The sequence below is a fragment of the Cryobacterium sp. TMT1-62 genome (assembly GCF_004403145.1).
GTDB classification, from domain to species: domain Bacteria; phylum Actinomycetota; class Actinomycetes; order Actinomycetales; family Microbacteriaceae; genus Cryobacterium; species Cryobacterium sandaracinum.
Window position 1 is genome coordinate 77451 of sequence record NZ_SOGZ01000022.1, and the last position, 23980, is coordinate 101430.

Genomic DNA, 23980 nt, shown 5'->3' on the forward strand with positions numbered 1-23980 from the left:
CCCGGCCGGGTGGGGGCATCCGTTGCTTCATCGGCTGAAACGGCTACACGTGGTCGCGCCAGCTGTGCTGCGGTGCGTAGCCGAGCATCCGTCGGGCCTTGTCGATGGAGAGCAAGGTGTCGTTCTCGCCGACCTCCCGGAGTTCGACGCCGGGGAAGACCTCGGCGGCCAGCTCGGCGTTCGGCCGGCTCATCACCGTGTCGGCGGCGGCGATGATGAACGCCTCGAAGCCCGGCTTCGCGTTCTGCAATGACCGCAGCACGGCCTGGGCGCCGTCACGGCCGTCGATGTAGCCCCACAGGTTCCACTTGCGCAGGGTGGCGTCGGCGTCGAAGGCGGGGAAGGCCGCGTAGTCCTCCGGGTCCTTCACGTTGGAGAAGCGCAGAGCCGTGATGCTGAGTTCGGGATCCCAGCGGGTGAGCTGGATCGCCAGCTGCTCCTCGAGGTGCTTCACCAGCGAGTAGGTGCTTTCGGGCCGGGCCGGGTACTCCTCGTCTACGGGAATATAGGGCGGGTCGATGTCGAACGGGAGACCGAGCACAGTCTCGCTGGACGCGTAGACCAGCTTCTTGATGCCCGCCCGCCGGGCCGCCTGGAACACGTTGTAGGTGGAGAGGATGTTGTTGTGGAACGTGGCCACGTCGGGAACCAGGCCGGGAGCCGGGATCGCGCCCAGGTGCACGATGGCGTCGAACCCGCTATGCCGGTCATCGACACCGAGGACCGCGTCGACGACCTGGCCGTAGTCTGTGAGGTCCACGACCACCAGATCGTGGCTGCGGGCACCGTCGCGGTCGAGGTTCAGTACCTCGTGGCCCTCGGCGACGAGGTACGTCACGACGGTCCGGCCGAGCTTTCCGCTTCCACCAGTGACAACGATCTTCATGCGGGACTCCTTTGTGTGGGCGGTGCTGCGGATGCAGCGCTGCGGCATCCGTGCCGGGTCTCGGCAGCTAGGACGACACGAACAAGCGTACGACTGCACGGTGGGCGCGCTGTGCGTGCAATGCGCGTGCACTCCGCGTGCAACGCGCGTGCACTAGCCTCCAGACATGGAAACGTGGGACGTCATCGTGGTCGGTGCGGGCGTCTGCGGTCTGACCATCGCCCGGAACCTGCAGGAGCGCGGTCGTGCGGTCCTCCTCCTCGACAAGGGATCGCGGCCGGGCGGGCGGCTCGCGAGCCGCCCGCTCGGCGGCCGGTTATTGAACCCGTCCGTCGACACGGTTCACAGTCAGGACGCCGAGGTCACCCGCGAGATCACCCGCCGAACGGGAGCCCGGTTCGTGCCCGACACCGAGGGCTACGCGAAGTGGATGTTCGACGAGCCCGCGGGCGATATCGCCAAGCGGTGGGCGGGCGGCACGACGCTCCGGCGCACCTTCGTCACCCACCTCGCCGTGCAGGATTCCGGTCTTATCCACGTCGTGCCGCACAACTCGGGGGAACCGTTCGGAGGCCGGGCGGTGGTTCTCACAGCGCCGGTTCCACAGAACCTGCAGATGCTGCGCGGCAGCGGGATCGCTGTCGCGCCCGGCCTGCTCGAGGCTGCCTACGACAGGCGGGCCGTTCTGCTGTGCATCGTCGACGGCGCCGACGTCGTGAATGACGTCGTGGGCTGGTCCGCTCCCGACGGAGTCATCGAGACGATTAGAGTCAGGCACCGGGACGATGCCCGACAGGTGTGGCTCGAGGTCATTGCAAGCCCGCTCTGGAGCGAGGCGACCTGGGACGCGGACGCCACATTCTCGCAGGCGGAGCTGCTGGCCGAGCTGATCCGGCTGCTGCCCGGCGTGCGCGTTCTGGACTCAGCGTTGAAGCGCTGGCGGTATGCGAATGCTGTGGTGCCTGCAGATTCGGGGTCGGATTCCACGTTCTTCCGCAGCGCGGACCAGCCCGGCATCTTCGTGGCGGGAGACGGTTTCGGGCGGCTGCACGGGCATCCGTCGGGCATCTCTCGGGCCGTGCGCTCCGGACTGGACGTGGCCCGCGCGCTCGCCTAGCCCGTTTGAGCCCGGCGGTCGAGCTCGTCTTCCGGCGGTCGAGCCCGTCGAGACCCGGCGCGCCGTCGCTAACTTCGGAGATTTTGGCGACACGCCGCTCAGGCGCCAAGACCGGCGTTTACCAAAAAATCTTCGTATTAACGTGACGACGGATGCGGGTGGCAGACCCGGTGACGGATGCCCGAAGCAGGCCTGGTCGCTCCCCGCCGAGGCACTGGCCGGGTTCGAGCAGGCCCTGCTGGAGTCGGCCCCGCACCTGACGGTGTCGAACCTCGCCTAGAGCAGCACGCCCCACACCACGTGCGCGGCCAGCAGCGTGGTGCCGAGCGTGACGAGGGTGATCTGCACGATCTCCACTCGGTGCGGATGCGCCCATGCGCCGTGGGCTCGCCGGCCGAGCCAGGCGTTGGTCCAGACCAAGGCCGCCACCGCGAGCAGCGAGAGGGTGACGGTGCGCACGAAGAGTTCGGGCACGTCATGGAGAACCCCGGCGCCGACCTGGTAGAAGGCGATGATGCCCCACGGCACGATGCCGACCATGGCTCCGAAGACGAAGGACCGGAGCGAGCCGCCGGCCGGTTCACGCTCCTGCAGTGCGAGGAATAGCGCGGCACCCGCCGTGATGGCGTAGAGCGCCACCAGCGTGCCGACCTCCGTGACGCCGTTGAACTGGGCGATGAGGAACACCGTGACCGCGGAGACCTGCGAGTACTCGACCCAGCGCAGCGGATTGCGCGCGGCGGCCAGGCCGCGCCGGTAGCTGCCGGCGACCGTCGGGGTCACGGCGGCGAGACGTAGGAGCGCGGAGAAGGCGAGCAGGACGACGACGGCCACCCCGAGGTTCACGGCGGCCAGGTCGACGACCTGCGCTTCGGCCTGGGAACCCACCGGCCCGCCGGGGAAGCCGGCCGTGACCGGCAGCAGCACCGGGGCGCTCTGGGCCAGGACGACCACGGAGACCAGAACGGCCTGTGCGATCAGGAGGAGTGCGGCAGCGAGGTTGACGCTGCTCAGGCGGGTGGATCGGGCGTCCGTCACGGTGTTCTCCGATGCCGTCGTCATGCGCTCAGCGTAACGGCCGGGGTGCGCCGGCAGCCTCCGGAAACGCGAGAATGAAGGGGTGAGTGACGCCGGCAGCTTCGTAGACGCGACGCTGCAGGCCGCGGGGGATCCGTACCGGGCGGCGGCGGCGCAGGAGCGGCTGGGCAGCGACCTGCGGTTCTACGGTGCCTCGGTCGGCGCGGTGCGCGGAACGATCCGGGACGCCGGCCGCCGGTATCCCGGCCTGACGCACGACGACATCACAGCATTGAGTTCCGAGCTGTGGGCGGTGCCGGTGTTCGAGCGCCGTCTCGCGGCCGTCGTGCTGCTGCAATCGAATGTGCGGGTGCTGGACAACTCCGACCTGAGCCGGATCGAGGGATTTGTGCGAAGTGCCCGCCTGCGCGAGTTGGTCGACCCGCTCGCCGTCGACGTGGTGGGTCCGCTGGTGGAGCGGTTGGATGCGCCGGGCCGGGCCCGGGCAGACGGGGTGCTCAATCGCTGGGCCGGCGACGGCGATCCGTGGTTGCGCCGGGCCTACCTGCTCACGAGGCGTCGGCTCGAGCAGCACCTCTGATCAGTCTCAGAGCCCCGGCAGAACCTGCTCGCGCACCTGCTTGCGCAGGATCTTGCCGAGCATGGAGCGGGGCATGTCCTCGATCGTGACGATCCGGCGCGGGATCTTGTAGGCGGCGAGGTGCTCGCGGCAGTGCTCCCGCAGTGCATCCTCATCGAGCGGCACTCCGGGCTTCAGCTCGACTGCCGCGACGACCATTTCCCCGCCGCGTTCGAGAGCCTTGCCGACGACGGCCGCGTCGACGACATCCGCGTGCAGTCGCAGCACCGCCTCGACCTCCGAGGGCGAGACGTTGAAGCCGCCGGTGATGACGAGTTCCTTGGCGCGGTCCACGATCGTGGTGAAGCCGTCTGCGTCGACGGTCACGATGTCCCCCGTGCGCATCCAGCCGCCGGGGAGGAGGGCCTTCGCGGTCTCCTCGGGGTTGTTCCAGTAGCCCTGGAAAACCTGGGGGCCCTTCAGGAGCAGCTCGCCGGGCCGGCCCTGCACTACCTCCACGGTGGGGTCGTCCAGGTCGACCACCTTCATCAGCGTGGAGGGAAAGGGCACGCCGACCGTGCCGGGCCGGCGGGTGGGGTGGAACGGGTTGCCGAGGGCCACCGGCGACGTCTCCGTCATGCCATAGCCCTCCACCAGCAGCCCGCCCGACACCGATTCCCACAGTTCCACGACATGGTCGGGCAGGTTCATCGCACCCGAGATGCAGTACTTGCAGGAGCGCAGCGAGATTCCGCGCTCCTTCGCCACCACGGCCGTGCGCTCGTAGATCGGCGGCACCGCGCAATACACCGTGGCGGGCGACTTCTTCATGGCGTCGAGAATCAAGTTGGGGTCGAACTTGGGGAACAAGACGAGCAGACCTTGCTTACGGATGCCGTAGGTCAGGTAGAGGGTCATGCCGAACGCGTGGAACATCGGCAGGATCGCGTAGAAGACCTCCTTGCGGTACTCGGCCCCGTGCATCCATGCCTCGCCCTGCAGAGCGTTGGAGTACAGGTTGAAGTGGGTGAGCATGGCGCCCTTGGGCTGGCCCGTGGTGCCCGAGGTGTACTGGAGGGCCGCGAGGTCGTCGACCGACGGGCGCGGATGCGCGGGATCGATCGGGAGATGGCTGAGCAGTTCCTTCCACGGGATCGTGCCCGGCGCGGCAATCGTGAGGGCCTCGCGGGATTCGCGCAATTTCTTCACCGGCAGGTGCAGGGCGAGGCGCTTGAGGGTCGGGAACGCCAGGAGCAGGTTCACGGACACGATGTGGTCGATCTCGATGTCGCGCGGGAAGGCGCGAACGGAGGCCACGGACTTGTCCCAGGCGATCACGATGCGCGCCTGGTGGTCCTCGAACTGGTGGCGGAGTTCCCGCGAGGTGTACAGCGGATTGTGCTCGACCACCACGGCACCCAGGCGCAGCACCGCGTAGAAGGCGACGACGTGCTGGGGGCAGTTCGGCAGGATCAGGGCCACCCGGTCTCCCGCTCGCACCCCGAGGTGCCGCAGACCCTCCGCAACCCGGTCGACCTGGTCGCCGAGCTCGGTGTACGTCGTGCGGCGCCCGAAGAACTCGAGTGCGGGGTGGTCACCGGCCTCGGCCACGGCCCGCTCGAGCATCGCGACGAGCGACTCCGTGGGGAGCTCGATCTCGGCCGGGACGCCCGGCTGATAGTTCTTTACCCAGGGTTGCTGCTGCGTTGTCGACATGGTCTTATCCTCCCGCACGAACGGGGCGCACTCTCCGATGGATTACCGTTGTAGTATGCACACCCCTGACACGACCCCCACGCAGAGCGAGGCAGATACTGCCCGCGACACGAAAACCTTCGCCGACCTTGGGCTCAATGATTCGATGCTCAAGGCGCTCAAGGACGTCGGGTACGAAACTCCCTCCGCCATTCAGGCCGCCACCATCCCCCCGCTTCTCGCCGGGCGCGACGTCGTCGGCCTCGCCCAGACCGGAACCGGCAAGACTGCCGCGTTCGCGCTGCCGATTCTTTCGCGCCTCGACCTGGCGCAGAAGACCCCGCAGGCACTCGTGCTCTCCCCGACCCGTGAGCTTGCCCTACAGGTCTGTGAGGCATTCGAGAAGTACGCCGGTCATATGCGCGGCGTGCACGTGCTTCCCGTCTACGGCGGCCAGGGCTATGGCGTGCAGCTCTCCGCGCTGCGTCGTGGGGTGCACATCGTCGTCGGTACGCCCGGCCGCATCATGGACCACCTCGAAAAGGGCACGCTCGACCTGTCGCAGCTGAAGTACCTGGTACTCGACGAGGCCGATGAGATGCTCAAGATGGGCTTCGCCGAGGACGTCGAGACGATCCTCGCCGACACCCCGAACGACAAGCAGGTCGCCCTGTTCTCGGCGACCATGCCGCCGCAGATCAGGCGGATTTCCAAGAAGTACCTGAACGACCCTGAAGAGATCACGATCAAGAACAAGACCACGACCTCCGCGAACACGACCCAGCGCTACCTGATGGTGTCGTACCCGCAGAAGGTCGACGCGCTCACCCGCATCCTCGAAGTGGAGAACTTCGAGGGCATGATCGTCTTCACCCGCACCAAGAACGAGACCGAACTGCTCGCCGAGAAGCTGCGCGCGCGCGGCTACTCCGCCGCTGCCATCAACGGCGATGTGGCCCAAGTGCAGCGCGAGCGCACCGTCAACCAGCTCAAGTCCGGCAAGCTGGACATCCTGGTCGCAACGGATGTCGCCGCGCGCGGCCTCGACGTCGACCGCATCAGCCACGTCGTCAACTACGACATCCCGATCGACACCGAGTCGTACGTGCACCGCATCGGCCGCACCGGCCGAGCCGGCCGCAGCGGCGCAGCGATCAGCTTCGTCACGCCGCGCGAGCGACACCTGCTCAACGCCATCGAGCGGGCGACCCGCCAGCCGCTGACGCAGATGCAGCTGCCCAGCTTCGAAGACGTCAATGTCACCCGCCTGGCACGCTTCGACGACGCCATCACCGAGGCCCTCGGCCAGTCCGAACGGATCGGCGCCTTCCGCGACATCATCGGTCACTACGTCGCACATCACGACGTGCCCGAAGCGGATGTCGCGGCGGCCCTGGCGGTCGTCGCCCAGGGAGAGACTCCCCTGCTGCTCACCCAGGCGGATGCCCGCGCGCAGCGGCCCGAGCGTGCCGACCGCGGCGACCGGGCAGAGCGCGCCCGCGCCGACGCCGGTCGCGGCGACCGCCGTGACGAACGCGCAGAGCGCGGCGAACGCGTGGAGCGGGTGGAACGCCGCCCCCGCGACAACAACCGCGCGATGGCCTCGTACCGCATCGAGGTCGGCAAGCGCCACAAGGTGGAACCGCGCCAGATCGTCGGCGCTCTCGCCAACGAGGGTGGCCTGAGCCGCGAAGACTTCGGTCACATCCAGATCAACCCGGAATACTCGCTCGTCGAGCTGCCGGCCGACATGCCGGGCGACGTGCTGGGCCGACTGGAGAACACCCGCATCAGCGGCAAGCTCATCGAAATCCGTGCCGACGGCGGCGGACCGGTCCGTCGCGAGGGCCGCACCGAGCGCCCGCCGCGCCAGCCGCGCAGCTACTAGGCACCTGCCTCGGCAGGGCACGGGGTATGCGCGATCCGCTACCCTGCCGGGGGCTATCCAACTCTGGTGCAGAGTGCAATCGTCGTCGGCGAACCACATGGTTCCTGACGAAGGAGATTGACATGTTCACCAGTTCCGAGGCCTTCAGTTCGTTCTCCGTTGACGACATCGACAAGGCGAAACGCTTCTACGGTGAGACCCTCGGTCTCTCCGTCACGGAGGGCATGATGGGCAACCTCGAGGTTCGGCTCGGCAACGGCGCGCAGCTGTTCATTTACGTCAAGCCCGATCATGTGCCGGCGTCGTTCACCGTGCTCAACTTCATGACCGACGACGTCGAGAAGACGGTCGACGAGCTCAACGCCCGCGGCGTGACCACGAAGATCTACGGCGATGCGGATCTGGCCGACATGCCGCCCAACGACGAGAAGGGCATCATGCGCGACGAGGAGGACCGGGCCCAAATCGCCTGGTTCACGGACCCGGCCGCCAACGTGCTGGCCGTGGTCGCGGAATCCATGTAGCGGTGTACCCGGTGATCTGGAACGGGGAGACCAGCCAAAACATCATCGGCCGTTGGAGACCTTCGTCGGGAGCAGACCGGAACTCGGCGGTCTCAGCGCGCAGGAACGTGACCTCCTGAGCACCACGGTCTTCCGGGCAGTGGAGCGTCGGTGCGACTGTTGGGGGTTTGACTTCCTGTGGTTGCCGGTCGGCTCGACTCTCTGGCGCCCTGACGGTGTCAGCGGCTCCGCGTCGCCGGGAACAGCGGCTTGCAGGTCGTGCAGACCTCGCCGTCCTCACCGTTTACACTCCGATCGTCGACGGCACGGTGCTCGATGCCCAGACGCTCGAGCAGCGCCCACGCCAGCAGCGCGATCGCGGCGACGGCGACGACCGGGCGAACGGCGGCCGCGATAAGTGGCACGGCCTCCCGCAGTTCGGTGGTGAGATAAACCGCGATCAGGCCGAGCACGGGCCAGCGCACGTCACACCGGGTGGCTTCCCCGCCGATCGGGGCATCGAAGTAGCTGGCGACGACCAGGCCGATCAGCCCGGCCCCGACGACCGTGACCGCATAGGCCCAGACGGCACCGGGGAACATCAGTGATCCGCCGGCCACGGCAACGGAGCCCGAGGCGAGTGTCAGCGCGGTTAACGCCGCCGCCGCGATGCCGGCTGCGACCATCCGTCTTCGGCGAGGCCAGATGCGGAGGTCGGTGAACGTTCTAGAGATTCTCATGGTGTGGCTGATTCCTCGATTGTCAAAAGGGTTGATACCCCACGGGGTATTTTATACACATGTAGTCAGACCCGACAAGGCCAGATGATCTGCGCAAGACCATGAGCCGGCTCAAGCGCGCCCAGGGGCAACTCGTCGCGGTGATCGCCGCCGTCGAAGCAGGCACCGACTGCCGGGCGGTCGTCACCCAGCTCGCCGCCGTCTCCAGCGCCATCGACCGCGCCGGCTTCACGATCATCACCTCCGCGATGAAGGAGTGTCTCCCCGACCAGGGCGACACCGTTGACAAGAAGCCCCTCCACGTGGAGGAACTCGAGAAGCTGTTCCTAGCGCTGTCCTAGTCGACAAGCGCCACCACGGCCTGCACGGCCACATAGACCGCGACGATCAGAACCAGAACGGCGAATCCGCGTTTCAGCACAGTGTCGGACAGTCCGCGGGCGAGCCGGCCGGCGATCAGCGACGCAGCCATGGCCGTCACGGCGAACGCACCGGTCACGGCCCAGTCGATCTGCACGTCACCCAGGTGCGCGGTGAACCCGGCCAACGAGTTGATGACGATGATGACCAGCGAGGTTCCCACGGTCACGCTCATGGGCAGGCCGAGCACGAGGGTGAGCGCGGGCACGATGAGGAAGCCTCCACCGACTCCGAGCAGCCCGGTCAGGAAACCGACCACCGCGCCGGTGGCGAGCGCGCGGGGCAGGCAGCTGCGCCACCTGATCTCCCCGCCCGGGAGCGCACAGGGGCCGCCGCCAGGTCGGGGCGGCATGAACATGCGGATGCCGGCGATCACCATGATCACGGCGAAAATCAGCAACAGAACTCCCGGGTTAAGCAGCCGGTTGACCATGGTGCCCAGGTAGGCGGTCGCCACCCCGGCCGACCCGACGATGGTGGCCAGCCGCCAGTTGACGCCGCGACGCAGCCGCGGGAGCACGGCGACGGCGGAGGCCGCTCCGACAACGATCAGGGAGGTGGGGATCGCCTCCTCCAACGGCAGCCCGACCCCGTAGACGAGGGCCGGCACGGCGATGATCGCCCCGCCCCCACCGACCAGGCCCAGCAGGGACCCGACGATGAGCCCGAGGACGAGGGCCGTGATGATCACGGGCGCTGAGGCAGAACAGTGGGCAGCCGCTCAGCAGTCCACTCGAGCATTCCGCCCGTCATCGTATTCGCGTCGAATCCCGCGGCAGCCACGTAGTCGGCGGCGCTGGCGCTGCGACTCCCGCTGCGACAGCCCAGGATCACGGGTCGCTTCGGGTCCAGAGCTGCGGTGTTCTCCGGAATCGTACTGAGCGGAATGTGCCGGGCTCCGGCGATCATGCCGTCGAGAAGCTCAGGGGTTTCCCGCACTTCGACGATCTGCGCCTCGGCCAGGCGGCTGAAGACCTGCTGCGGGGTGAGTTCCACTATGAGTGCCTTTCCAGGGACAGATTGGGGCGGAATGGTGCCCACAGAACCAGGAGGACTCCGGTCAGCGCGACGACGCCGAACAGGACCGCTCCCAGAAGACGATGGGGAGCACCAGGGCCGCGTACCAAAACAGGCCCGGCGTGAGCACCCCGGGCAAAAACGGAGAGACTGATCGAGACGACAGTGTCGAGGCCAGAACCGAAGAGCACACCGATCGGCAGCATCTTCCAGGGACGGTCCACGAGCCGGGACTGCGCTTCTCGGCCGGGTGGATCGCCGTTCGCTTTCCCGGCATGGGGTTAGACGGTCAGCTCGGCCAGGGTGAGTCCGGCAGCCGTGGCCTCGTCGAAGTTCCCGTCGACGTGCACGACCTCACGGCCGGCGCGCTGCAGAAGGCTGGCGGCGACCCCGGCACGGTAGCCGGAACCGCAGTGCACCCAGATTGTGCCGGCCGGGATCTCCTCCATCCGGGAGAGCAACTCGTGCAGCGGAACATTCACCGCACCGAGCAGGTGGGAACCGGCGAACTCGTCGGCGCGACGGGTGTCCAGGAGGACATCCTGTTCGGCGCGGCCCTGCAGCATCCCGACCCAGCCCACACGCGGGTAGGTGGCGACCGGGGCATCCGGGGCCAGGGCGTGCGGCTCGGTGCCGATGGCGGCATCCGGCGAGTCGATGCCGATGCGCGACAGGTCACGGATGGCGTCCTCGACGTCTGCGCGGTCGCCGACCAGGGTGAGCTGCTCCTTCCAGGGCAGAACCCAGCCCAGGTAGGTGGTGAAGTTCGAGCCGTTGCCGTATTCGAAGCTCACGGCACCCTGCAGGTGGTTACTCGAGAACGCGACCCGGTTGCGCAGGTCGACGACCCACTCCCCCTCGGCCAGGCGCCGGGTGAGCTCGACGGCGTCGAGGGACTCGGGCACCTGCAGGTTCGGCGCGCCGGGACCCTGCGTATTCGCGGGGGCCATGTGCGCGTAGTAGGAGGGGTAGGCGCTGAGGTTGGTGATCAGGTCGCGCACGAAGTGCTCCTCATCGGAGTCGGTCAGGGCGTGGTTCGCCGTGAGCTGTTCGCCGATGGTGGATGCTCCGGCGCCGGTGGCCGGGCCGCTGGAGCAGAAGGAGCCGAACCCGTGGGTCGGGAAGAGCGCGGCGTCATGCTCGGCCTTGTGCACGAGCCGGCGCGCCGAGGCATACTGGTCGTGGGTGAGCGCGACCGTGTCGGTCGTGGCTACCAGGTCGGTGCGTCCGACCGAGCCGAACAGCAGGCTGCCGCCGGAGAAGACCGCCTCTTCGCTGCCGTCGCTGACAATGTAGGACACGTGGGTGTGGGTGTGCCCCGGCGTGGCCACCACGGTGACGGTCAGGCCGCCGACTGGGAAGACCTGGCCGTCGGTGACCGGCTCCCGCTCGAAAGTGACGGAGTCGGCGGCGTTGACCAGGTACTTCGCGCCGTGCACCCGGGCGAGCGCGAAGCCGCCGGTCACGTAGTCGTTGTGCAGGTGGGTCTCGGCGACGTGGGTGATGGTGACTCCGGCCTCGCGTGCCGCGCTCTCCACCCGGTCGGTGTCGCGCTGCGGGTCGATGACCAGCGCGACCGCGCCGTCGTGCACCAGGTAGCTGCGGTCTCCCAGCTGCGGGGTTTCGATAACGATAACGTCCATGGTTCGAAGTCCTCCAAGTCTTGCGTGCGTCGTGCTGACGTCTTGCCTGCGTTGTGCGTGCGATCGGATCGCACATTGGATACGATACCCCCAGGGGTATCTGAAAAGCAACCTGTCGGGCCGCTCCGGCGTCGCCCGACGCTTGACCGAAATACCCCATGGGGTATATTCTGGAATCATGGCAACCATTGACACCACCGAGAAAACCTTCGACCAGACCATCACCGACAACTCCATCGTGCTGGTGGACTTCTGGGCGGCCTGGTGCGGCCCGTGCCGCATGTTCGCGCCCACCTTCACCGCCGCGTCCGAGAAGCACCCCGACATCGTGTTCGCCAAGGTCGACACCGAGGCCGAGCAGAGCCTGGCCGCCGCCGCGGGCATCCGTTCGATCCCGACGCTGATGGCCTTCCGCGATAAAGTGCTGGTGTTCTCCCAGCCCGGCGCCCTGAACGCCTCCTCACTGGAAGAGGTCATCACCGCCGTGCGGAGCCTCGACATGGACGAGGTGCACGCCAGCATCGCGGCACGCCAGGCCGCCGACAAGGCGTCTGCCTGACCGGCCTCTCCGCCTTACCGACTCCCGGCGACGCCCCCCAGGCCGGCCAGTCGAACCCGAGCGGCATGGTCATGGGCACGCTGACCGAGGACCAGAAGTCAGAGCTCGCGGCGATGAGCGAAGAAGAGAAGCTCGCGTACGACCTGTACGCCGCATTCGACGCCCAATACGACCCGGCGCTCTCTACCCGCATCGCCAAGTCGGAATCCAAGCACCTGGATGCCGTGTGCACCCTCCTGGAGCGGTATGAGCTCACCGACCCGACCGTCGGACTGGAGGCCGACGAGTTCCTGACCGACGACACCCAGGACCTCTACGACACCCTCCTCGCCGAGGGCTCGGTCAGCGTGGACACCGCGATGGAGGCCGGACGCGCGGTCGAGGAGACCGACATCGCCGATCTGACCATCGCGGTCGAGGGCGTCACCGCCCCCGACGTGCTGAAGGTCTACGAGCGACTGCTGGCCGCTTTCGAAAGCACCTCGTCGCTTTCGGCGGCTAAGCACCGGCAACACCGCGAAGGGCACCCACGCTCGTAGGTGCCCTTCGCGGTGTTGTGGGTGGTGCCGGTGTTGCGGGCACTACGGGGTCGTGACGATCGGGAGACCGGTGGAGACGGTGGCGGCAGACATGGCGCCGGCATCCGTCACCGAGGTGAACCCGAGATCGGCCAGACGGGCCGCCGCGGCGGCCGAACGGCTGCCCGAGCGGCAGTACACGACGTAGTCGCCGTCGGTCGGCAACGCCGCAACCTGGCTGTCGAAGTCGGATGACTGCACATCGATGTTCAGCGCGTCTTCGAGGTGACCGGCGGCGTACTCCCCGGGGGTGCGCACGTCGATCACGACGGTGCCGGCCGCCATGGCGGACTCAGCCGCCGGGGCGACCGGAGCGGAGCACGCGGTGAGGCCGAACAGGGCGGCACCGGCCAGGACGAGTGCTGCGACGAGGTTCTTCATGCCTAGTTGCAGGTGCAGCGCTGAGCGGGCGGGATGTCGGCCATGACGCTGTCGACGTGCTCACCGCAACCGGTCCAGGTGATCTTGCCGCAACGGTTACAACGAATGGGGCTGCACATAGCTGACTCCTTCTCGATTCACTGAAAGTATCAGTATACCCCCTAGGGTATCCAGAGCGCCACCATCGGCCTCGGTCTCTTTCCCGACAGCCCTTGCCCCCAGACCACGGCCCGCCCGAACGAATTCGACGGAGATTTTCCGATTTTCGACCTGTGTGGGCCACAAACCGGGCTCCAGAGCCAAAATCTCCGTCGAATTCGTTAGGGGCGATGGGCGGGGTGCGAGTCGCGGGCGAGCTGAATGGCCAGTTCGCCGAGGGCGGTGATGGTGTGGTCCGGTGCCGCGAAGAAGCTGGGGTAGATCTCATCGGCGCGGTTCAGCCACGCAGTGCGGAGGCCTGCCTGCGCGGCCCCGTGGATGTCCCAGGGGTGCACGGCCACCAGGAGCAGGTCGCCCGGCTTCACTCCGCAGACATCCGCGGCGTAGTCGTAGGCGGCCCGAACCGGCTTCCAGGCCGGGGCGTCCTCCACCGTGAGCAGAGCCTCGAACTCCCCTCGGAGACCCGCGCGGGTCAGGAGGGACTCGGCCACCTGCGCGGATCCGTTGGAGAAGGTCACCAGGCGCAACCCTGCACTTTTCAGATCACGGATGCCGTCGGCAATGTCCGGATGCAGGCTCAACGTCTCGAAGCCGTCCATCACGTGGCGCACCGAGTCGTCGAGGCTACGGGTCAGGTCGACGTCGCGGAGGACCCCGCGCAGGATCTCGGATCCGATCATGGAGAATTGCGCGGTTCCTCCCGCGGCGGCGAGGGCGAAGCCGTCCCGCAGCAGCGAGGCGAACCAGACCCGGGCCAGGTGGGCCGGGGCTCCGATCTCCACGAACCGGGCGCTCAGCGGGGACATATCGGAGAGGGTTTCGTTGACGTCGAAAACGATTACTGAAGGTGTGCTGTTCATAGTGATTTCCTTTGATTGGTGCGGTTCTGCCGCCGTGCCTTTCCCGCGAGGAACACCCCAGCCACGGTCAGGGCTCAGGTGGTCCTCCTGTCAAAGCTTTCTTCCGCGCAACACCCTAGTCGCGCGGGGAGGGATCCACCGGGGTGGCCTCCCCTCCGATCCCACCTGGGTCGTCGATCTCGGCATATTCCCGGTCACGATCCGGCTCGCTCAGGGAATTCTTCTCAAACGAAGAAGAATCCCAAAAGTTCTGCCGGGAATCGTGAAGAAGACCGCTTGTTATTGCAGCAGTCTTCAATTAGCAGCCGATAACGGGCCGCCGGAAGCCGTCCAACGCTCTGCACAATTCAACGTCGAAGGAATGCACATGACCATCTATCAAGACGACACCCAGGCTGTCGAAGCTCTCAAGAACGCGGCCGGAAGCAGCTGGGACGCGATCAACCCTGAGTCGGTCGCCCGCATGCGTGCACAGAACCACTTCAAGACCGGCCTCGAAATCGCCCAGTACACCGCCGACATCATGCGCAAGGACATGGCGGAGTACGACGCGGACTCCTCCGTCTACACACAGTCCCTCGGAGTCTGGCACGGCTTCATCGGCCAGCAGAAGATGATCTCGATCAAGAAGCACCTGAAGACCACGAACAAGCGCTACCTGTACCTGTCCGGCTGGATGGTCGCTGCTCTGCGAAGCGACTTCGGCCCGCTGCCCGACCAGTCCATGCACGAGAAGACGGCCGTTCCCGCGCTGGTCGAGGAGCTCTACACCTTCCTCCGCCAGGCCGACGCCCGCGAGCTGGACCTGCTATTCACCGCCCTGGACGGGGCCCGTACCGCCGGCAACGACGCCAAGGCCGCGGACATCCAGGAACAGATCGACAACTACGAGACCCACGTCGTGCCGATCATCGCGGACATCGACGCCGGTTTCGGTAACCCCGAGGCGACGTACCTTCTGGCCAAGAAGATGATCGAGGCAGGCGCCTGCGCCATCCAGATCGAGAATCAGGTCTCGGACGAGAAGCAGTGCGGCCACCAGGACGGCAAGGTCACCGTTCCCCACGAGGACTTCATCGCGAAGATCAACGCCGTGCGGTACGCGTTCCTCGAGCTCGGCATCGACAACGGCATTATCGTCTCGCGCACCGACTCGCTCGGTGCCGGCCTGACGCAGAAGCTCGCCGTGACCTACCAGCCCGGGGACCTGGGCGACCAGTACAACTCCTTCCTCGACGTCGACGAGATCACCGAGGCCGAGTTGGGTAACGGGGATGTTGTCATCAAGCGCGACGGCAAGCTGCTGCGCCCCAAGCGCCTGGCAAGCAACCTGTTCCAGTTCCGTCAGGGAACCGGTGAGGCCCGTTGCGTTCTCGACAGCATCACCTCGCTGCAGAACGGCGCGGACCTGCTCTGGATTGAGACGGAGAAGCCGCACGTCGCCCAGATCGCCGGAATGATGAACGAGGTTCGCAAGGTCATCCCGAACGCCAAGTTGGTCTACAACAACAGCCCGTCGTTCAACTGGACGCTCAACTTCCGTCAGCAGGCGTACGACAACCTGCTCGCCGAGGGCAGGGACGTGTCGGCCTACGACCGCGCGAAGCTGATGAGCGTCGCCTACGACGAGACCGAGCTCGCTCAAATCGCCGACGAGAGCATCCGCACCTTCCAGCGCGACGGCTCGGCCGAGGCCGGCATCTTCCACCACCTCATCACTTTGCCGACCTACCACACGGCCGCGCTGTCCACCGATGACCTGGCCAAGGGCTACTTCGCCGACCAGGGCATGCTCGCCTACGTCAAGGGTGTGCAGCGTCGAGAGATCCGTGAGGGGATCGCCACGGTCAAGCACCAGAACATGTCCGGCTCCGACATCGGTGACAACCACAAGGAGTACTTCGCCGGCGAGGCCGCCCTGAAGGCCGGCGGCACCAACAACACGATGAACCAGTTCGAGGAACCGGCACTGAGCCACTAGCCCGAGTTCTGCAGAGGTCGCAATGAAGAAGCCCCAGTCGCAGAACTGGGGTTTCTTCGTTGGCCCTCCACCTTGGCCGGCAGGCTGAGGTTGTGCCAATCCTTGCCCGCAAAGGCTTCCACCTGCTCGTCGCCCTCTCGGGGCTGGCCAGACGCCTGCCGATGCCGATGCCGATGCCGATCGAGCGTCGGTCACCGAGGCCCCGTTCTTCGCCTCGAGCAACCACCTCACGACGCACGAGCCAAACCCGCGGCGAGCGGGGTCGGCGGCTTGCCGGTGAGGCACGCGAGGTCACCGGTGGTCTCACCGAGCAGGCCGTCACGGATGTCGGTGTCGAGCCCCACAACAAAGCCCACCAGGCCCGCGTCGAGTCCGAATCCCGTCAGCATGTCCGCGTGCGCGGCCGGGGTGAGGTTGCGGAAGGTGACGTCGCTCCCGATGAGGGTGCCGATGGTCGCCGCCAGCTCGTCGAAGTCTCAGGCGTGGTCGCCCGGGAGCCCGAGGTCTGACCGGCCAGTACGTCGTCCAGCAAGGCATCCGCATATTCGGGGCGGCTGGCCGTGTGCTCGGGAGCCAGCAACCGGGCGGAGGTCGTGGCCTTGGGGCACTCGTGTCGACACGGAGTTGGGCCACGCGCTCGCCATGCGACTCCTGCCGTTCTGGACTGGATCGCCGGCAACGCCGTGTAACACGTGCACGCGAAATCGCGGATCCCGAGTCAGAACGGCGCAGGCTCGTCGCGGTCCGCCTGCCGTACGGTCTTCTCCGGGGAGGGCAACTTCTCCGCCCGACGCATGCCCGAGAACGCGACCGCGACCGCGACCGCGACCGCCCAACGATGCTGGCGCGGCGTGGTTGCTGATGCAGGGTCATACGCAGCTCGCCCGACTATGCTGACCGCGGCGGCAGCGAGTTGCCAATGCGGAAACGGCGGTGACGGTGAAGCCTTCGGGGTTCGACCTGGATGCCCGGTTGCGGCGCTACCCGTGGGTGTCGCGGGCCATGAACGCGGAGGCCGTCTACGGCACTGTGCTGACCGCGGGTCTCATTTCCGCGTTCTCCCTGTACAACCCCGGCCTGCCGGCCCTCATCGCCCGTACCGTGGGAACCGTCCTGGTGTTCTGGGGCGCGCATGTGTACGCCGAGATCGTCGGCAATCGGGACCTGAGCTGGCGGGAGGCGGTCCGTGAGGCGCTGCAACGCTCAGCCGGGCTGTTATGGGCGCTCATCGTGCCGGTAGCCTGCCTGATCCTCGCCGCACTCCTCGGGTGGTCGATAGATGCGGCCGTAGACCTTTCACTGTGGGCTGCTGTGGTCACCCTCGCGGTGCTGGGTTGGTGGGCTGCCCGGCAACGGCAGGCCGGTTCACGCGCGAAGCTCGCCACCGCGGCGGGAACGGCGGGCATGGGCTTGGCACTGATCGCACTCAAGGCGCTCGTGCACTGAGCGGGGCGCGACCGCCGGCGACGGCGACGGCGCTCCGGTCAGGCGCTGTCGTCTTCAGCGAGAAGCCTGTCAATCTGCCCCATGGCCTGGCGCATACCCTCCTCCATACCCAGCTCGGAAATCTGTTGCATTTGCTCGAGGCTCGCAAACGTCGACACCGTGGTCATGCGGGTACGACCGTCGGCCTCCTCCAGAGTCACCACGGCCCGCACCGAGCCCATCTCGAGAATCGGGTCACCGTTCTCGTCGGCGAAGCCGTCCTCGAATTCCAACCGGCGCGGCGGCTGGATCAGCGTGGTCACCCACCAGCCGGGCCCCTTCTCGCCGTCCGGGCCGGTCATGTAGTAGTTCGACCGGCCGCCGGGCACGAAGTCGTGCCGCTCGAAGGTGGCCGGCCAGGTCGGCGGGCCCCACCAGCGCTCGAGCTGACGCGGGTCCTCCCAGAGCTGCCACACCCGCTCCGGGCTCGCGTCGAAATCCGCCACGAAGGTGAGCGTCAGCGCCTCGGTGTCGGTGTTCGAACTGATGACGGTCATGATTTCTCCTTCGGGGTTTTCGCTTTCTGGTCTCAGAACAGGATGTCGCTCATGTCTTCCGTGGTGAATACCCCGTGGGTATGAAGACAGGGACAGATCGACGGCACGGAGGGCACCTGGCCGTTCGAGAAGTGCACCGGCATGCCGTCGGGTGCGATGGGCAAGGTCGTGGCGGCGACCGGTCCGGCTCGAGCACCGGGCCTAAAAACCGACCACGCGCAAGCGCTGCGCGACCGCCGCCTCACCGTAGGGATAGTCGGAAACGACCGGTGAACTGAGTGCGCCTAACAGTTCCAGGTGCTCTGGGCTCAGTTGCACGTCGGCCGCGGACAGGTTTTCCGCGAGCTGCTTCACACTCCGCGCCCCGAGGATGACCGAGGTCACCGCCGGTTGCACCTCAAGCCAGGCAAGGGACACCTGCGCGCTCGTGGCACCGATCTCGGCTGCAACCTCAGCGACGGCGTCGATGATACGCCAGGTGCGTTCCTGCTTGTTGCGCGGACCCCAGGCTTCCATCCCGCGCGCGGGATCCTCACCGAGGCGCGTTGCTCCGGTGGGGTCCGTGTCGCGCCGGTACTTACCCGACAACCAGCCTCCGCCGAGGGGCGACCAAGGGAGAAGCCCCAGGCCCGCGTCGAGTGCGGCCGGCACGATCTCCGATTCGATTTCGCGCACGAGGAGGCTGTACTGCGGTTGCAGGGTGACCGGCGGCGTGAAACCGAGCGCCCGCGCCACGTACACGGCCTTCGTCAGCTGCCAACCCAGAAAGTTGGAGAAGCCGTAGTAGCCGATTTTCCCGCTCCGGATGGCGTCGTCGAGAAAGCGCAGGGTCTCCTCCAGCGGCGTCAACGCGTCCCAGGCGTGCAGTTGATATAGGTCGACGTGATCCGTGCCCAGCCGGCGCAGCGAATCGTCAAGTGCCCGGTTCAGATGCCGGCGGCTGGTTCCCCGATCGTTGGGGCCGGTGCCCATCGGAAACCTGCCCTTGGTCGCGAGAACGATCTGCTCACGCTCGGTCGGGTGCGAAGCCAGCCAGGACCCGATCATTTCCTCCGAGACCCCGGAGCTGTAGACATCCGCGGTGTCGACGAAGTTGCCGCCTGCCTCTACATATGTGTCCAGAAGTGTGTGTGCCATCTCCTGATCGGCCTCCGCGCCGAAAGTCATGGTGCCGAGGGCGTAGGTCGAAACGACCGCGCCGCTGTTGCCGAGTGAGCGATATTCCATGTGCGATTCCTGTTCTTTTTCGAGGCGGAGTGCCCGAGACCCTGCCATCAGTCTCACACGCTCGACTACGTCGATACCGCCCGTCCGTTGACCTGAGGGCCACCCCGGGCGACCCTGTTCGACACCCATCGATTCCATGCCTTCTTCACCACCAGCACCGTCGACACCGTCGCCGCCGACACAACCCACCGCACTCACGCCACGATAGCGCTCGTGAATGCCGACCTTAGAGCAGTTCCTTGGCGCACCTGCCCGAGCACTGGCCCTCGGAGAAACCCAGGACGGCCCTGTTCGACCAGAACTTTCGACCGCGACAACCCGACCCCACCTGACCAAGCAGCGGACACCGGCATCAACAGGAACACCAGCGGAACACCCCGGGCCGCGAGACCCGGACCGCATCCGCGCCTGAAACTCTCAAAGCCCCCCACAAAACCGATATCAGAATTCCCTCACAAGCCAGCCGGTGGACTCCGGCTAAGCAGCCGTGCTCGTCGGCCGTGCGGCGCGAGTCCTCACGGTCGAGCCAGTCTCCCAAAAGCTGTCTCTCGGTCGCGGTGAGCACGGTTGTGTCGGCTAAAGACGCTCGAAGCCGCACAGCAGCAGTGACCGCAGCGGACCCGACTGTCGGTCCGGCGTCGTTCAGGACAGATGCGAGTACCGCTTCACGAGTGCGATGGGATACCTGGAAGCTCGGAAACGTCGAGAATCCCGGCTTTGGCTGCGCGGTGGAGAGGACCGGCGAGAGTAGTTGCTGCCGCCACAGAAGCGGGAGTGGTTTGACCTGGCCGCGATCCGCTATACAGCGGGTGGCTGCACACCGGCCGCGCGGCTGACGGCACGCGTGGACACTCCATCACGCCCGACGTTGACAAGGAGGGTCGTCGCGGCAGCGATGGGCCGAGCGCGGGTCTTGCGCCCGGTGTGAGTCAATTCCTTTTGCCCATTCCGACGGTGACAGACGGCAGTTGGCGGCAGCCAGGGTCGTGATAATGTGCCAGTGGCATCAGTGTACGTAACTACTGAAATCTGAATCTCCCAGACCCAGCTGAAGGATCCCTGCATGGATTTTAGCAGACGTCATTTCTTGATCGGCTCCGGAGCGGTGTCATTACCCCTTGTCCTGTCAGGATGCGGTTTCGCGCCGCAGCAGTCAACCTCTACGGCCACGGGGTCAAAAACGTTGACATTCACTACGTGGGGCACAGACGCGGAGCTCGCAAGTTTCGCTCGCGCCATCGCGTCGTTCGAGGAGGCAAACGCGGGAACGAAGATCGAGCTGAACTCGGTTCCCTACGGACAGATGTTCACCAACATTGATGCCCAGCTGCAGGCGGGGAATCCGCCGGACATCTTCCGCGTGCCGTATTACACGTTTGGCAGTTACGCCGGTCGGGACCAGCTTTTGGACTTGAGCCCGTACCTGGAATCCGGATTTTCCGATCGCTTCACCGACGCGGCCTGGGCGGCCGTGCAGGGTAACGATAAGCCGTTCGGGGTGCCTCACCACACCGACACCTCAGTGATCCTGTACAACAAAGCCATTCTGGAACTGGCCGGGATCACGTCGGTTCCCACCTCTCTCGACAGCGCCTGGACGTGGGACGAGCTGTCCGAGGTCGCCGCGACCCTGCGTGCCGCCCAACCCGCAGAGGCCTACCCCATGGCCTACAACTGGCAGGGTAATGGCGTCACCCGCTGGCTTAGCCTGCTCTTCCAGGCGGACGGCCGGTTCCTGGACACGAACCTCACCGACCCTGCGATCGACTCGGCCGCAGGGTTGGCTGCCCTGGAATTCTCGTCAAGCTTTTTCACGAAGAACTTCGTCCCGCCGAACAACACCATCAAGTCGGCCACGTTCGCGAGCGACACCTGGTATTCGCAGACTTCGGCGATGGTTTGGTCCGGTGCGTTCGCTATCCCGGATGCCACGAACACACTCGACTTCGAGTGGGGCGCGACCTTCGCGCCACGTGGCAAGCGCGGTGGGGGCGACTTCGGGGGGAATGCGCTCGTCGCCACTGCGGGCACCGCCAACCCGGAGCTCGCCGCAGCCTTCCTTGACTTCGTCACGGGCGGCACGCAAATGCGCGACTTCTGCGAGACCGCCTCACTCCTGCCGACCCGGAAGGATCTCAGCGAATCGGGCATCGCTTTCGATGTACGTCCCGAGCTCGCCCCCATCTTCCTCAGCCAGGCTTCAACGGTGCGCGCCAAGGACTCAAGCCAGGTGGCGTCCCCCGACATGTCGAGAATCATCACCGTACTCCAGGACAACCTGGAATCGGCCTTCGCCGGTTCGACAAGTACCGCAGACACTCTGAAATCAATCGCAGAAGGGATCGCCCAAACCACGGGCAATTCGTGACAAAAGTCGCCGTCGAGCAGGACCGGGTCGCGGGCACCGTCGCGCCGTCGCTTACGCTTCCAAGGCGCCCGGGGCGTCGTAATGGTAAAACCGTGCGCGAGGCACTCGCGGGGTGGCTGTTTCTGACCCCGAACATGCTGCTGCTTTGCCTATTCGTGCTCGTCCCGCTCGTGTGGACCGTGGTGATCAGCTTTCAGGAGACCAACGGGTTCGGGGTCGGTGAATACGTCGGTGTCGCCAATTATGAGCGCCTTCTTGGCGATCCGCTCTTTTGGAGATCCACGGCGAACACCCTGCTGTTCACAATCATCGTGACGCCTCTGTCGATGGTCCTTGGCCTCGGCGCAGCCGTGCTATTCAACTCGATCCTTCCCGCCCGAGGCGTGTTCCGTTCCATTCTCATCATCCCGATGGCTATCTCGGGCGTCGCCACCGCACTGATCGGTGTACTCGTTTTCAACGAGAACAACGGCATCCTCGACAATTTGATCCGATTTATCGGACTTCCGAGCGTTAACTGGCAGTCCGGTGGATTCGCCGCGTTCGTGTCTGTTGTTCTCGTGACGTTGTGGTGGAGGGTCGGATTCAACATGCTCATCTACCTGGCGGGCCTTCAGAGCATCGGCCCCGAACTCTATGAAGCGGCCGAACTGGATGGGGCGGGTTTCTGGGTCCGATTCCGGAATGTGACAGTGCCCCTGCTTGGCCCGTCGTCATTCTTTCTGCTCATTCTGAACGTCATCTATTCCTTCCAAGTCTTCGACATCGTGTTCGTGATGACCGGCGGCGGCCCACAGAATGCCACATCCGTGCTTGTCACCTACGCCTATGACACGGGTTTCGTGACTCGCGACCAGGGTTACGCCGCCGCTATCGGTGTCGTGCTTCTTCTCGTAACCTTTATCTTCACTGCGGTACGGTGGCGAACCAGCCGCAGCCGGGACCTGGTCGAATAAGGACACAATCGTGACAACATCCACCCTCTCGCCAGCGCCGGCGACCCGCAGGCAGAAGACGACAAGATTAGGGGCGCCGCGCTCGCGCAGAGGCTCGCGACGGGGGCTCGTCGCCCGCATCGTTGCGGCGATCCTCATCAGCATCGTTGTGCTGTTCCCGCTGTACTGGATGCTTGTAGTCGCGTTCTCATCGCGGTCCGAGCTGCTGGGTGGCACACTGCGTCTCTGGCCGCGTACCCTGACAGTCGGAAACTTTGAGCGCGTCCTCGCAGGGTTCCCGATTGCCACATGGTTTAGCAATTCCATGGCGATCTCGATCACGGTGGCAGTTCTCACGGTGCTCGTCAACCTGTTAGGCGGGTATGCCCTGTCGCAGCTCAAGTTCCGCGGTTCGAACGTCGTTTTTCTCATCGCCCTGACAACGTTGATGATCCCCGTGCAGGTGATTATGGTGCCGCTGTTTCGGCTCGTAACGAACCTCGGGCTTTACGGCAGCTACTGGGCGGTCATCCTGCCCACGGCCGCGAGCGCTTTCGGGTTGTTCCTCGCACGCCAATTCATTCTCTCCATCCCGCGCGACCTGATCGAGGCGGCGCTCATCGACGGGGCTAGCCACTTTAGAGTGTTCACGAGTATAGTTTTGCCGCTCTCAAAGCCGCTGATCGCTGTGCTGTTCTTCATGACGCTGCTGCAGTCCTGGAATGATTTCGCCTGGCCACTTATCGCCCTCAAGCAGAACGAACTCTTCACCCTGCCGATCGGCCTGCTCTACTTGCAGGGCCAATTCGGGTCGGATTTCGGTGCAACGATGGCGTTCGCCCTTATCAACGTGGTGCCCATGGTGGTGCTGTTTCTGGTGTTCCAGCGCTTCTTCGTGCAGGGATTCGCGCGCAGCGGCATCAAATAGGTGTGGCTTGTGAATTCGTCAAGTATCCGACCCGATGTGGCCGGGCTGGGACCGGGTCGAGGCGGCGATCCGCCCGACGTTGCGCGCATCGATGAATGCTGTTCGTGGCCGACCACGATGACGTCAGCGCTTCGGGTCCGGCTGCGGCATCCGCACGTGTCGAGCCGACCATTGTTTTTGAGTCGAGCACGCTGGGTAAGCAAGCGTGGCCGCGGCATCCGCGGGCCAGCACCAACCTGGCTGATCACCGTTCCGCGCTCGAACTGGTGGGCGCTGGTCTGTTCAACCCGGAGAACCGGTGGCAACCTGTGAAGATCCACAACAAGGCGACGGAGGTGGACGCATGATCGTGTTGCTCTCGCTGTTCGTCAACGGTGGTCGAGCGAAAGTCGAACTCGCGGTCGCCCACGGAAAACGCGGGTTCGGCGGTCGCTGGGCGCTGCGTGAACGCCAGGACGACCACGAGGCGGCACGAGCAGTTTTCGCGTGCCGCAGACTCGGCGACTGAACGGCGTT

General features: G+C 65.8%; 27 protein-coding genes and 1 pseudogene. 16 read left to right on the forward strand and 12 right to left on the reverse strand.

Annotated features, from left to right (window positions below; all coding sequences use genetic code 11):
- Positions 1 to 43 precede the first annotated feature (43 nt).
- Complete coding sequence (locus E3T34_RS05285; protein WP_134342384.1) at positions 44 to 886, reverse strand: NAD(P)-dependent oxidoreductase; 843 nt, start codon at positions 884 to 886, stop codon at positions 44 to 46.
- Between the two features lie 166 nt (positions 887 to 1052).
- Between E3T34_RS05285 and E3T34_RS05290 the strand changes: the two genes are divergently transcribed.
- Positions 1053 to 2003, forward strand: coding sequence for an FAD-dependent oxidoreductase (locus E3T34_RS05290; RefSeq protein ID WP_134342385.1), 951 nt, complete (start codon positions 1053 to 1055; stop codon positions 2001 to 2003).
- Between the two features lie 142 nt (positions 2004 to 2145).
- Positions 2146 to 2283, forward strand: coding sequence for a hypothetical protein (locus tag E3T34_RS15755; RefSeq protein WP_158250276.1), 138 nt, complete (start codon positions 2146 to 2148; stop codon positions 2281 to 2283).
- On the opposite strand, the gene heR is transcribed toward E3T34_RS15755, so the two are convergent.
- Positions 2280 to 3065 (reverse strand): heliorhodopsin HeR, encoded by a 786-nt coding sequence (heR, locus tag E3T34_RS05295; RefSeq protein ID WP_134342386.1) that lies wholly within the window; start codon positions 3063 to 3065, stop codon positions 2280 to 2282. The two genes, E3T34_RS15755 and heR, sit on opposite strands and share 4 nt — an antisense overlap.
- A 58-nt stretch (positions 3066 to 3123) precedes the next feature.
- Here heR and E3T34_RS05300 point away from each other — a divergent pair, with 58 nt between their 5' ends.
- Positions 3124 to 3621 carry a DNA alkylation repair protein gene (locus E3T34_RS05300; RefSeq protein ID WP_134342387.1) on the forward strand — a complete coding sequence of 166 codons (498 nt, stop codon included), beginning with the start codon at positions 3124 to 3126 and terminating at the stop codon, positions 3619 to 3621.
- Positions 3622 to 3627: 6 nt separating this feature from the next.
- Here E3T34_RS05300 and E3T34_RS05305 read toward each other — a convergent pair whose 3' ends face one another.
- Positions 3628 to 5316: a long-chain-fatty-acid--CoA ligase gene (locus E3T34_RS05305; RefSeq protein WP_134342388.1), complete on the reverse strand. Its 1689-nt coding sequence runs from the start codon at positions 5314 to 5316 to the stop codon at positions 3628 to 3630.
- 55 nt (positions 5317 to 5371) lie between these two features.
- Here E3T34_RS05305 and E3T34_RS05310 point away from each other — a divergent pair, with 55 nt between their 5' ends.
- Positions 5372 to 7183 carry a DEAD/DEAH box helicase gene (locus tag E3T34_RS05310; protein WP_104101489.1) on the forward strand — a complete coding sequence of 604 codons (1812 nt, stop codon included), beginning with the start codon at positions 5372 to 5374 and terminating at the stop codon, positions 7181 to 7183.
- A gap of 122 nt (positions 7184 to 7305) precedes the next feature.
- A complete protein-coding gene (locus E3T34_RS05315) occupies positions 7306 to 7707 on the forward strand; it encodes a VOC family protein (protein ID WP_104101492.1) in 402 nt (133 codons plus the stop codon).
- 218 nt (positions 7708 to 7925) lie between these two features.
- Here the strand turns inward: E3T34_RS05315 and E3T34_RS05320 are convergent, their stop codons facing one another.
- Positions 7926 to 8426, reverse strand: a complete 501-nt coding sequence (locus tag E3T34_RS05320) for a hypothetical protein (protein WP_134342389.1) — start codon at positions 8424 to 8426, stop codon at positions 7926 to 7928.
- A gap of 101 nt (positions 8427 to 8527) precedes the next feature.
- Here E3T34_RS05320 and E3T34_RS05325 point away from each other — a divergent pair, with 101 nt between their 5' ends.
- Positions 8528 to 8767: a metal-sensitive transcriptional regulator gene (locus E3T34_RS05325; protein ID WP_134342390.1), complete on the forward strand. Its 240-nt coding sequence runs from the start codon at positions 8528 to 8530 to the stop codon at positions 8765 to 8767.
- Here E3T34_RS05325 and E3T34_RS05330 read toward each other — a convergent pair.
- The 3 genes from E3T34_RS05330 to E3T34_RS05340 all read right to left on the reverse strand — a co-directional run bounded on the left by E3T34_RS05330 (position 8764) and on the right by E3T34_RS05340 (position 11506).
- Positions 8764 to 9537: a sulfite exporter TauE/SafE family protein gene (locus E3T34_RS05330; protein WP_370327256.1), complete on the reverse strand. Its 774-nt coding sequence runs from the start codon at positions 9535 to 9537 to the stop codon at positions 8764 to 8766. The two genes, E3T34_RS05325 and E3T34_RS05330, sit on opposite strands and share 4 nt — an antisense overlap.
- Positions 9534 to 9842 carry a rhodanese-like domain-containing protein gene (locus E3T34_RS05335; protein ID WP_134342391.1) on the reverse strand — a complete coding sequence of 103 codons (309 nt, stop codon included), beginning with the start codon at positions 9840 to 9842 and terminating at the stop codon, positions 9534 to 9536. The genes E3T34_RS05330 and E3T34_RS05335 overlap by 4 nt, the downstream gene beginning before the upstream one ends.
- A 302-nt stretch (positions 9843 to 10144) precedes the next feature.
- Positions 10145 to 11506 carry a rhodanese-like domain-containing protein gene (locus E3T34_RS05340; RefSeq protein ID WP_134342392.1) on the reverse strand — a complete coding sequence of 454 codons (1362 nt, stop codon included), beginning with the start codon at positions 11504 to 11506 and terminating at the stop codon, positions 10145 to 10147.
- Between the two features lie 178 nt (positions 11507 to 11684).
- On the opposite strand from E3T34_RS05340, the gene trxA reads away from it, so the two are divergent.
- Positions 11685 to 12065: a thioredoxin gene (gene trxA, locus E3T34_RS05345; RefSeq protein ID WP_104101506.1), complete on the forward strand. Its 381-nt coding sequence runs from the start codon at positions 11685 to 11687 to the stop codon at positions 12063 to 12065.
- A 71-nt stretch (positions 12066 to 12136) separates the two neighbouring features.
- Positions 12137 to 12604 (forward strand): DUF2202 domain-containing protein, encoded by a 468-nt coding sequence (locus E3T34_RS05350; protein WP_166785836.1) that lies wholly within the window; start codon positions 12137 to 12139, stop codon positions 12602 to 12604.
- A 42-nt stretch (positions 12605 to 12646) separates the two neighbouring features.
- On the opposite strand, the gene E3T34_RS05355 is transcribed toward E3T34_RS05350, so the two are convergent.
- Together E3T34_RS05355 and E3T34_RS05360 are read right to left on the reverse strand one after the other, a co-directional pair.
- Positions 12647 to 13024 (reverse strand): rhodanese-like domain-containing protein, encoded by a 378-nt coding sequence (locus E3T34_RS05355; protein ID WP_104101511.1) that lies wholly within the window; start codon positions 13022 to 13024, stop codon positions 12647 to 12649.
- A gap of 320 nt (positions 13025 to 13344) precedes the next feature.
- The gene (locus E3T34_RS05360; protein WP_134342394.1) at positions 13345 to 14043 is read right to left on the reverse strand and encodes a haloacid dehalogenase type II; all 699 of its coding nucleotides are present in this window, start codon (positions 14041 to 14043) and stop codon (positions 13345 to 13347) included.
- Between the two features lie 367 nt (positions 14044 to 14410).
- On the opposite strand from E3T34_RS05360, the gene E3T34_RS05365 reads away from it, so the two are divergent.
- Positions 14411 to 16024: an isocitrate lyase gene (locus E3T34_RS05365; RefSeq protein WP_134342395.1), complete on the forward strand. Its 1614-nt coding sequence runs from the start codon at positions 14411 to 14413 to the stop codon at positions 16022 to 16024.
- Positions 16025 to 16251: 227 nt separating this feature from the next.
- Here E3T34_RS05365 and E3T34_RS15760 read toward each other — a convergent pair whose 3' ends face one another.
- The gene (locus E3T34_RS15760; protein ID WP_158250278.1) at positions 16252 to 16413 is read right to left on the reverse strand and encodes a hypothetical protein; all 162 of its coding nucleotides are present in this window, start codon (positions 16411 to 16413) and stop codon (positions 16252 to 16254) included.
- A gap of 544 nt (positions 16414 to 16957) precedes the next feature.
- Here E3T34_RS15760 and E3T34_RS05370 point away from each other — a divergent pair.
- On the forward strand, positions 16958 to 17470 hold the full coding sequence (locus E3T34_RS05370; protein WP_134342396.1) for a hypothetical protein: 513 nt from the start codon (positions 16958 to 16960) through the stop codon (positions 17468 to 17470).
- A gap of 38 nt (positions 17471 to 17508) precedes the next feature.
- Here E3T34_RS05370 and E3T34_RS05375 read toward each other — a convergent pair whose 3' ends face one another.
- On the reverse strand, positions 17509 to 18006 hold the full coding sequence (locus tag E3T34_RS05375) for an SRPBCC domain-containing protein (RefSeq protein WP_134342397.1): 498 nt from the start codon (positions 18004 to 18006) through the stop codon (positions 17509 to 17511).
- A 201-nt stretch (positions 18007 to 18207) separates the two neighbouring features.
- Positions 18208 to 19233 (reverse strand): aldo/keto reductase, encoded by a 1026-nt coding sequence (locus E3T34_RS05380; RefSeq protein ID WP_104101524.1) that lies wholly within the window; start codon positions 19231 to 19233, stop codon positions 18208 to 18210.
- A gap of 105 nt (positions 19234 to 19338) precedes the next feature.
- Between E3T34_RS05380 and E3T34_RS16910 the strand changes: the two are divergent.
- From E3T34_RS16910 to E3T34_RS15765, 6 genes and pseudogenes are all read left to right on the forward strand, one after another.
- Positions 19339 to 19487: pseudogene (locus E3T34_RS16910) on the forward strand (IS1380 family transposase); the annotation flags it as partial.
- A gap of 929 nt (positions 19488 to 20416) precedes the next feature.
- Positions 20417 to 21601, forward strand: a complete 1185-nt coding sequence (locus E3T34_RS05390) for a sugar ABC transporter substrate-binding protein (protein WP_241976834.1) — start codon at positions 20417 to 20419, stop codon at positions 21599 to 21601.
- A complete protein-coding gene (locus tag E3T34_RS05395) occupies positions 21598 to 22557 on the forward strand; it encodes a carbohydrate ABC transporter permease (RefSeq protein ID WP_233191439.1) in 960 nt (319 codons plus the stop codon). Before E3T34_RS05390 ends, E3T34_RS05395 begins: the two co-directional genes overlap by 4 nt.
- A gap of 10 nt (positions 22558 to 22567) precedes the next feature.
- Entirely contained in the window at positions 22568 to 23464 is an 897-nt protein-coding gene (locus tag E3T34_RS05400) for a carbohydrate ABC transporter permease (protein WP_241972976.1), read from the forward strand.
- Positions 23465 to 23559: 95 nt separating this feature from the next.
- Complete coding sequence (locus tag E3T34_RS05405; RefSeq protein WP_134342399.1) at positions 23560 to 23811, forward strand: hypothetical protein; 252 nt, start codon at positions 23560 to 23562, stop codon at positions 23809 to 23811.
- Entirely contained in the window at positions 23808 to 23972 is a 165-nt protein-coding gene (locus E3T34_RS15765) for an SsrA-binding protein (protein WP_166785837.1), read from the forward strand. The genes E3T34_RS05405 and E3T34_RS15765 overlap by 4 nt, the downstream gene beginning before the upstream one ends.
- Positions 23973 to 23980: the final 8 nt, after the last annotated feature.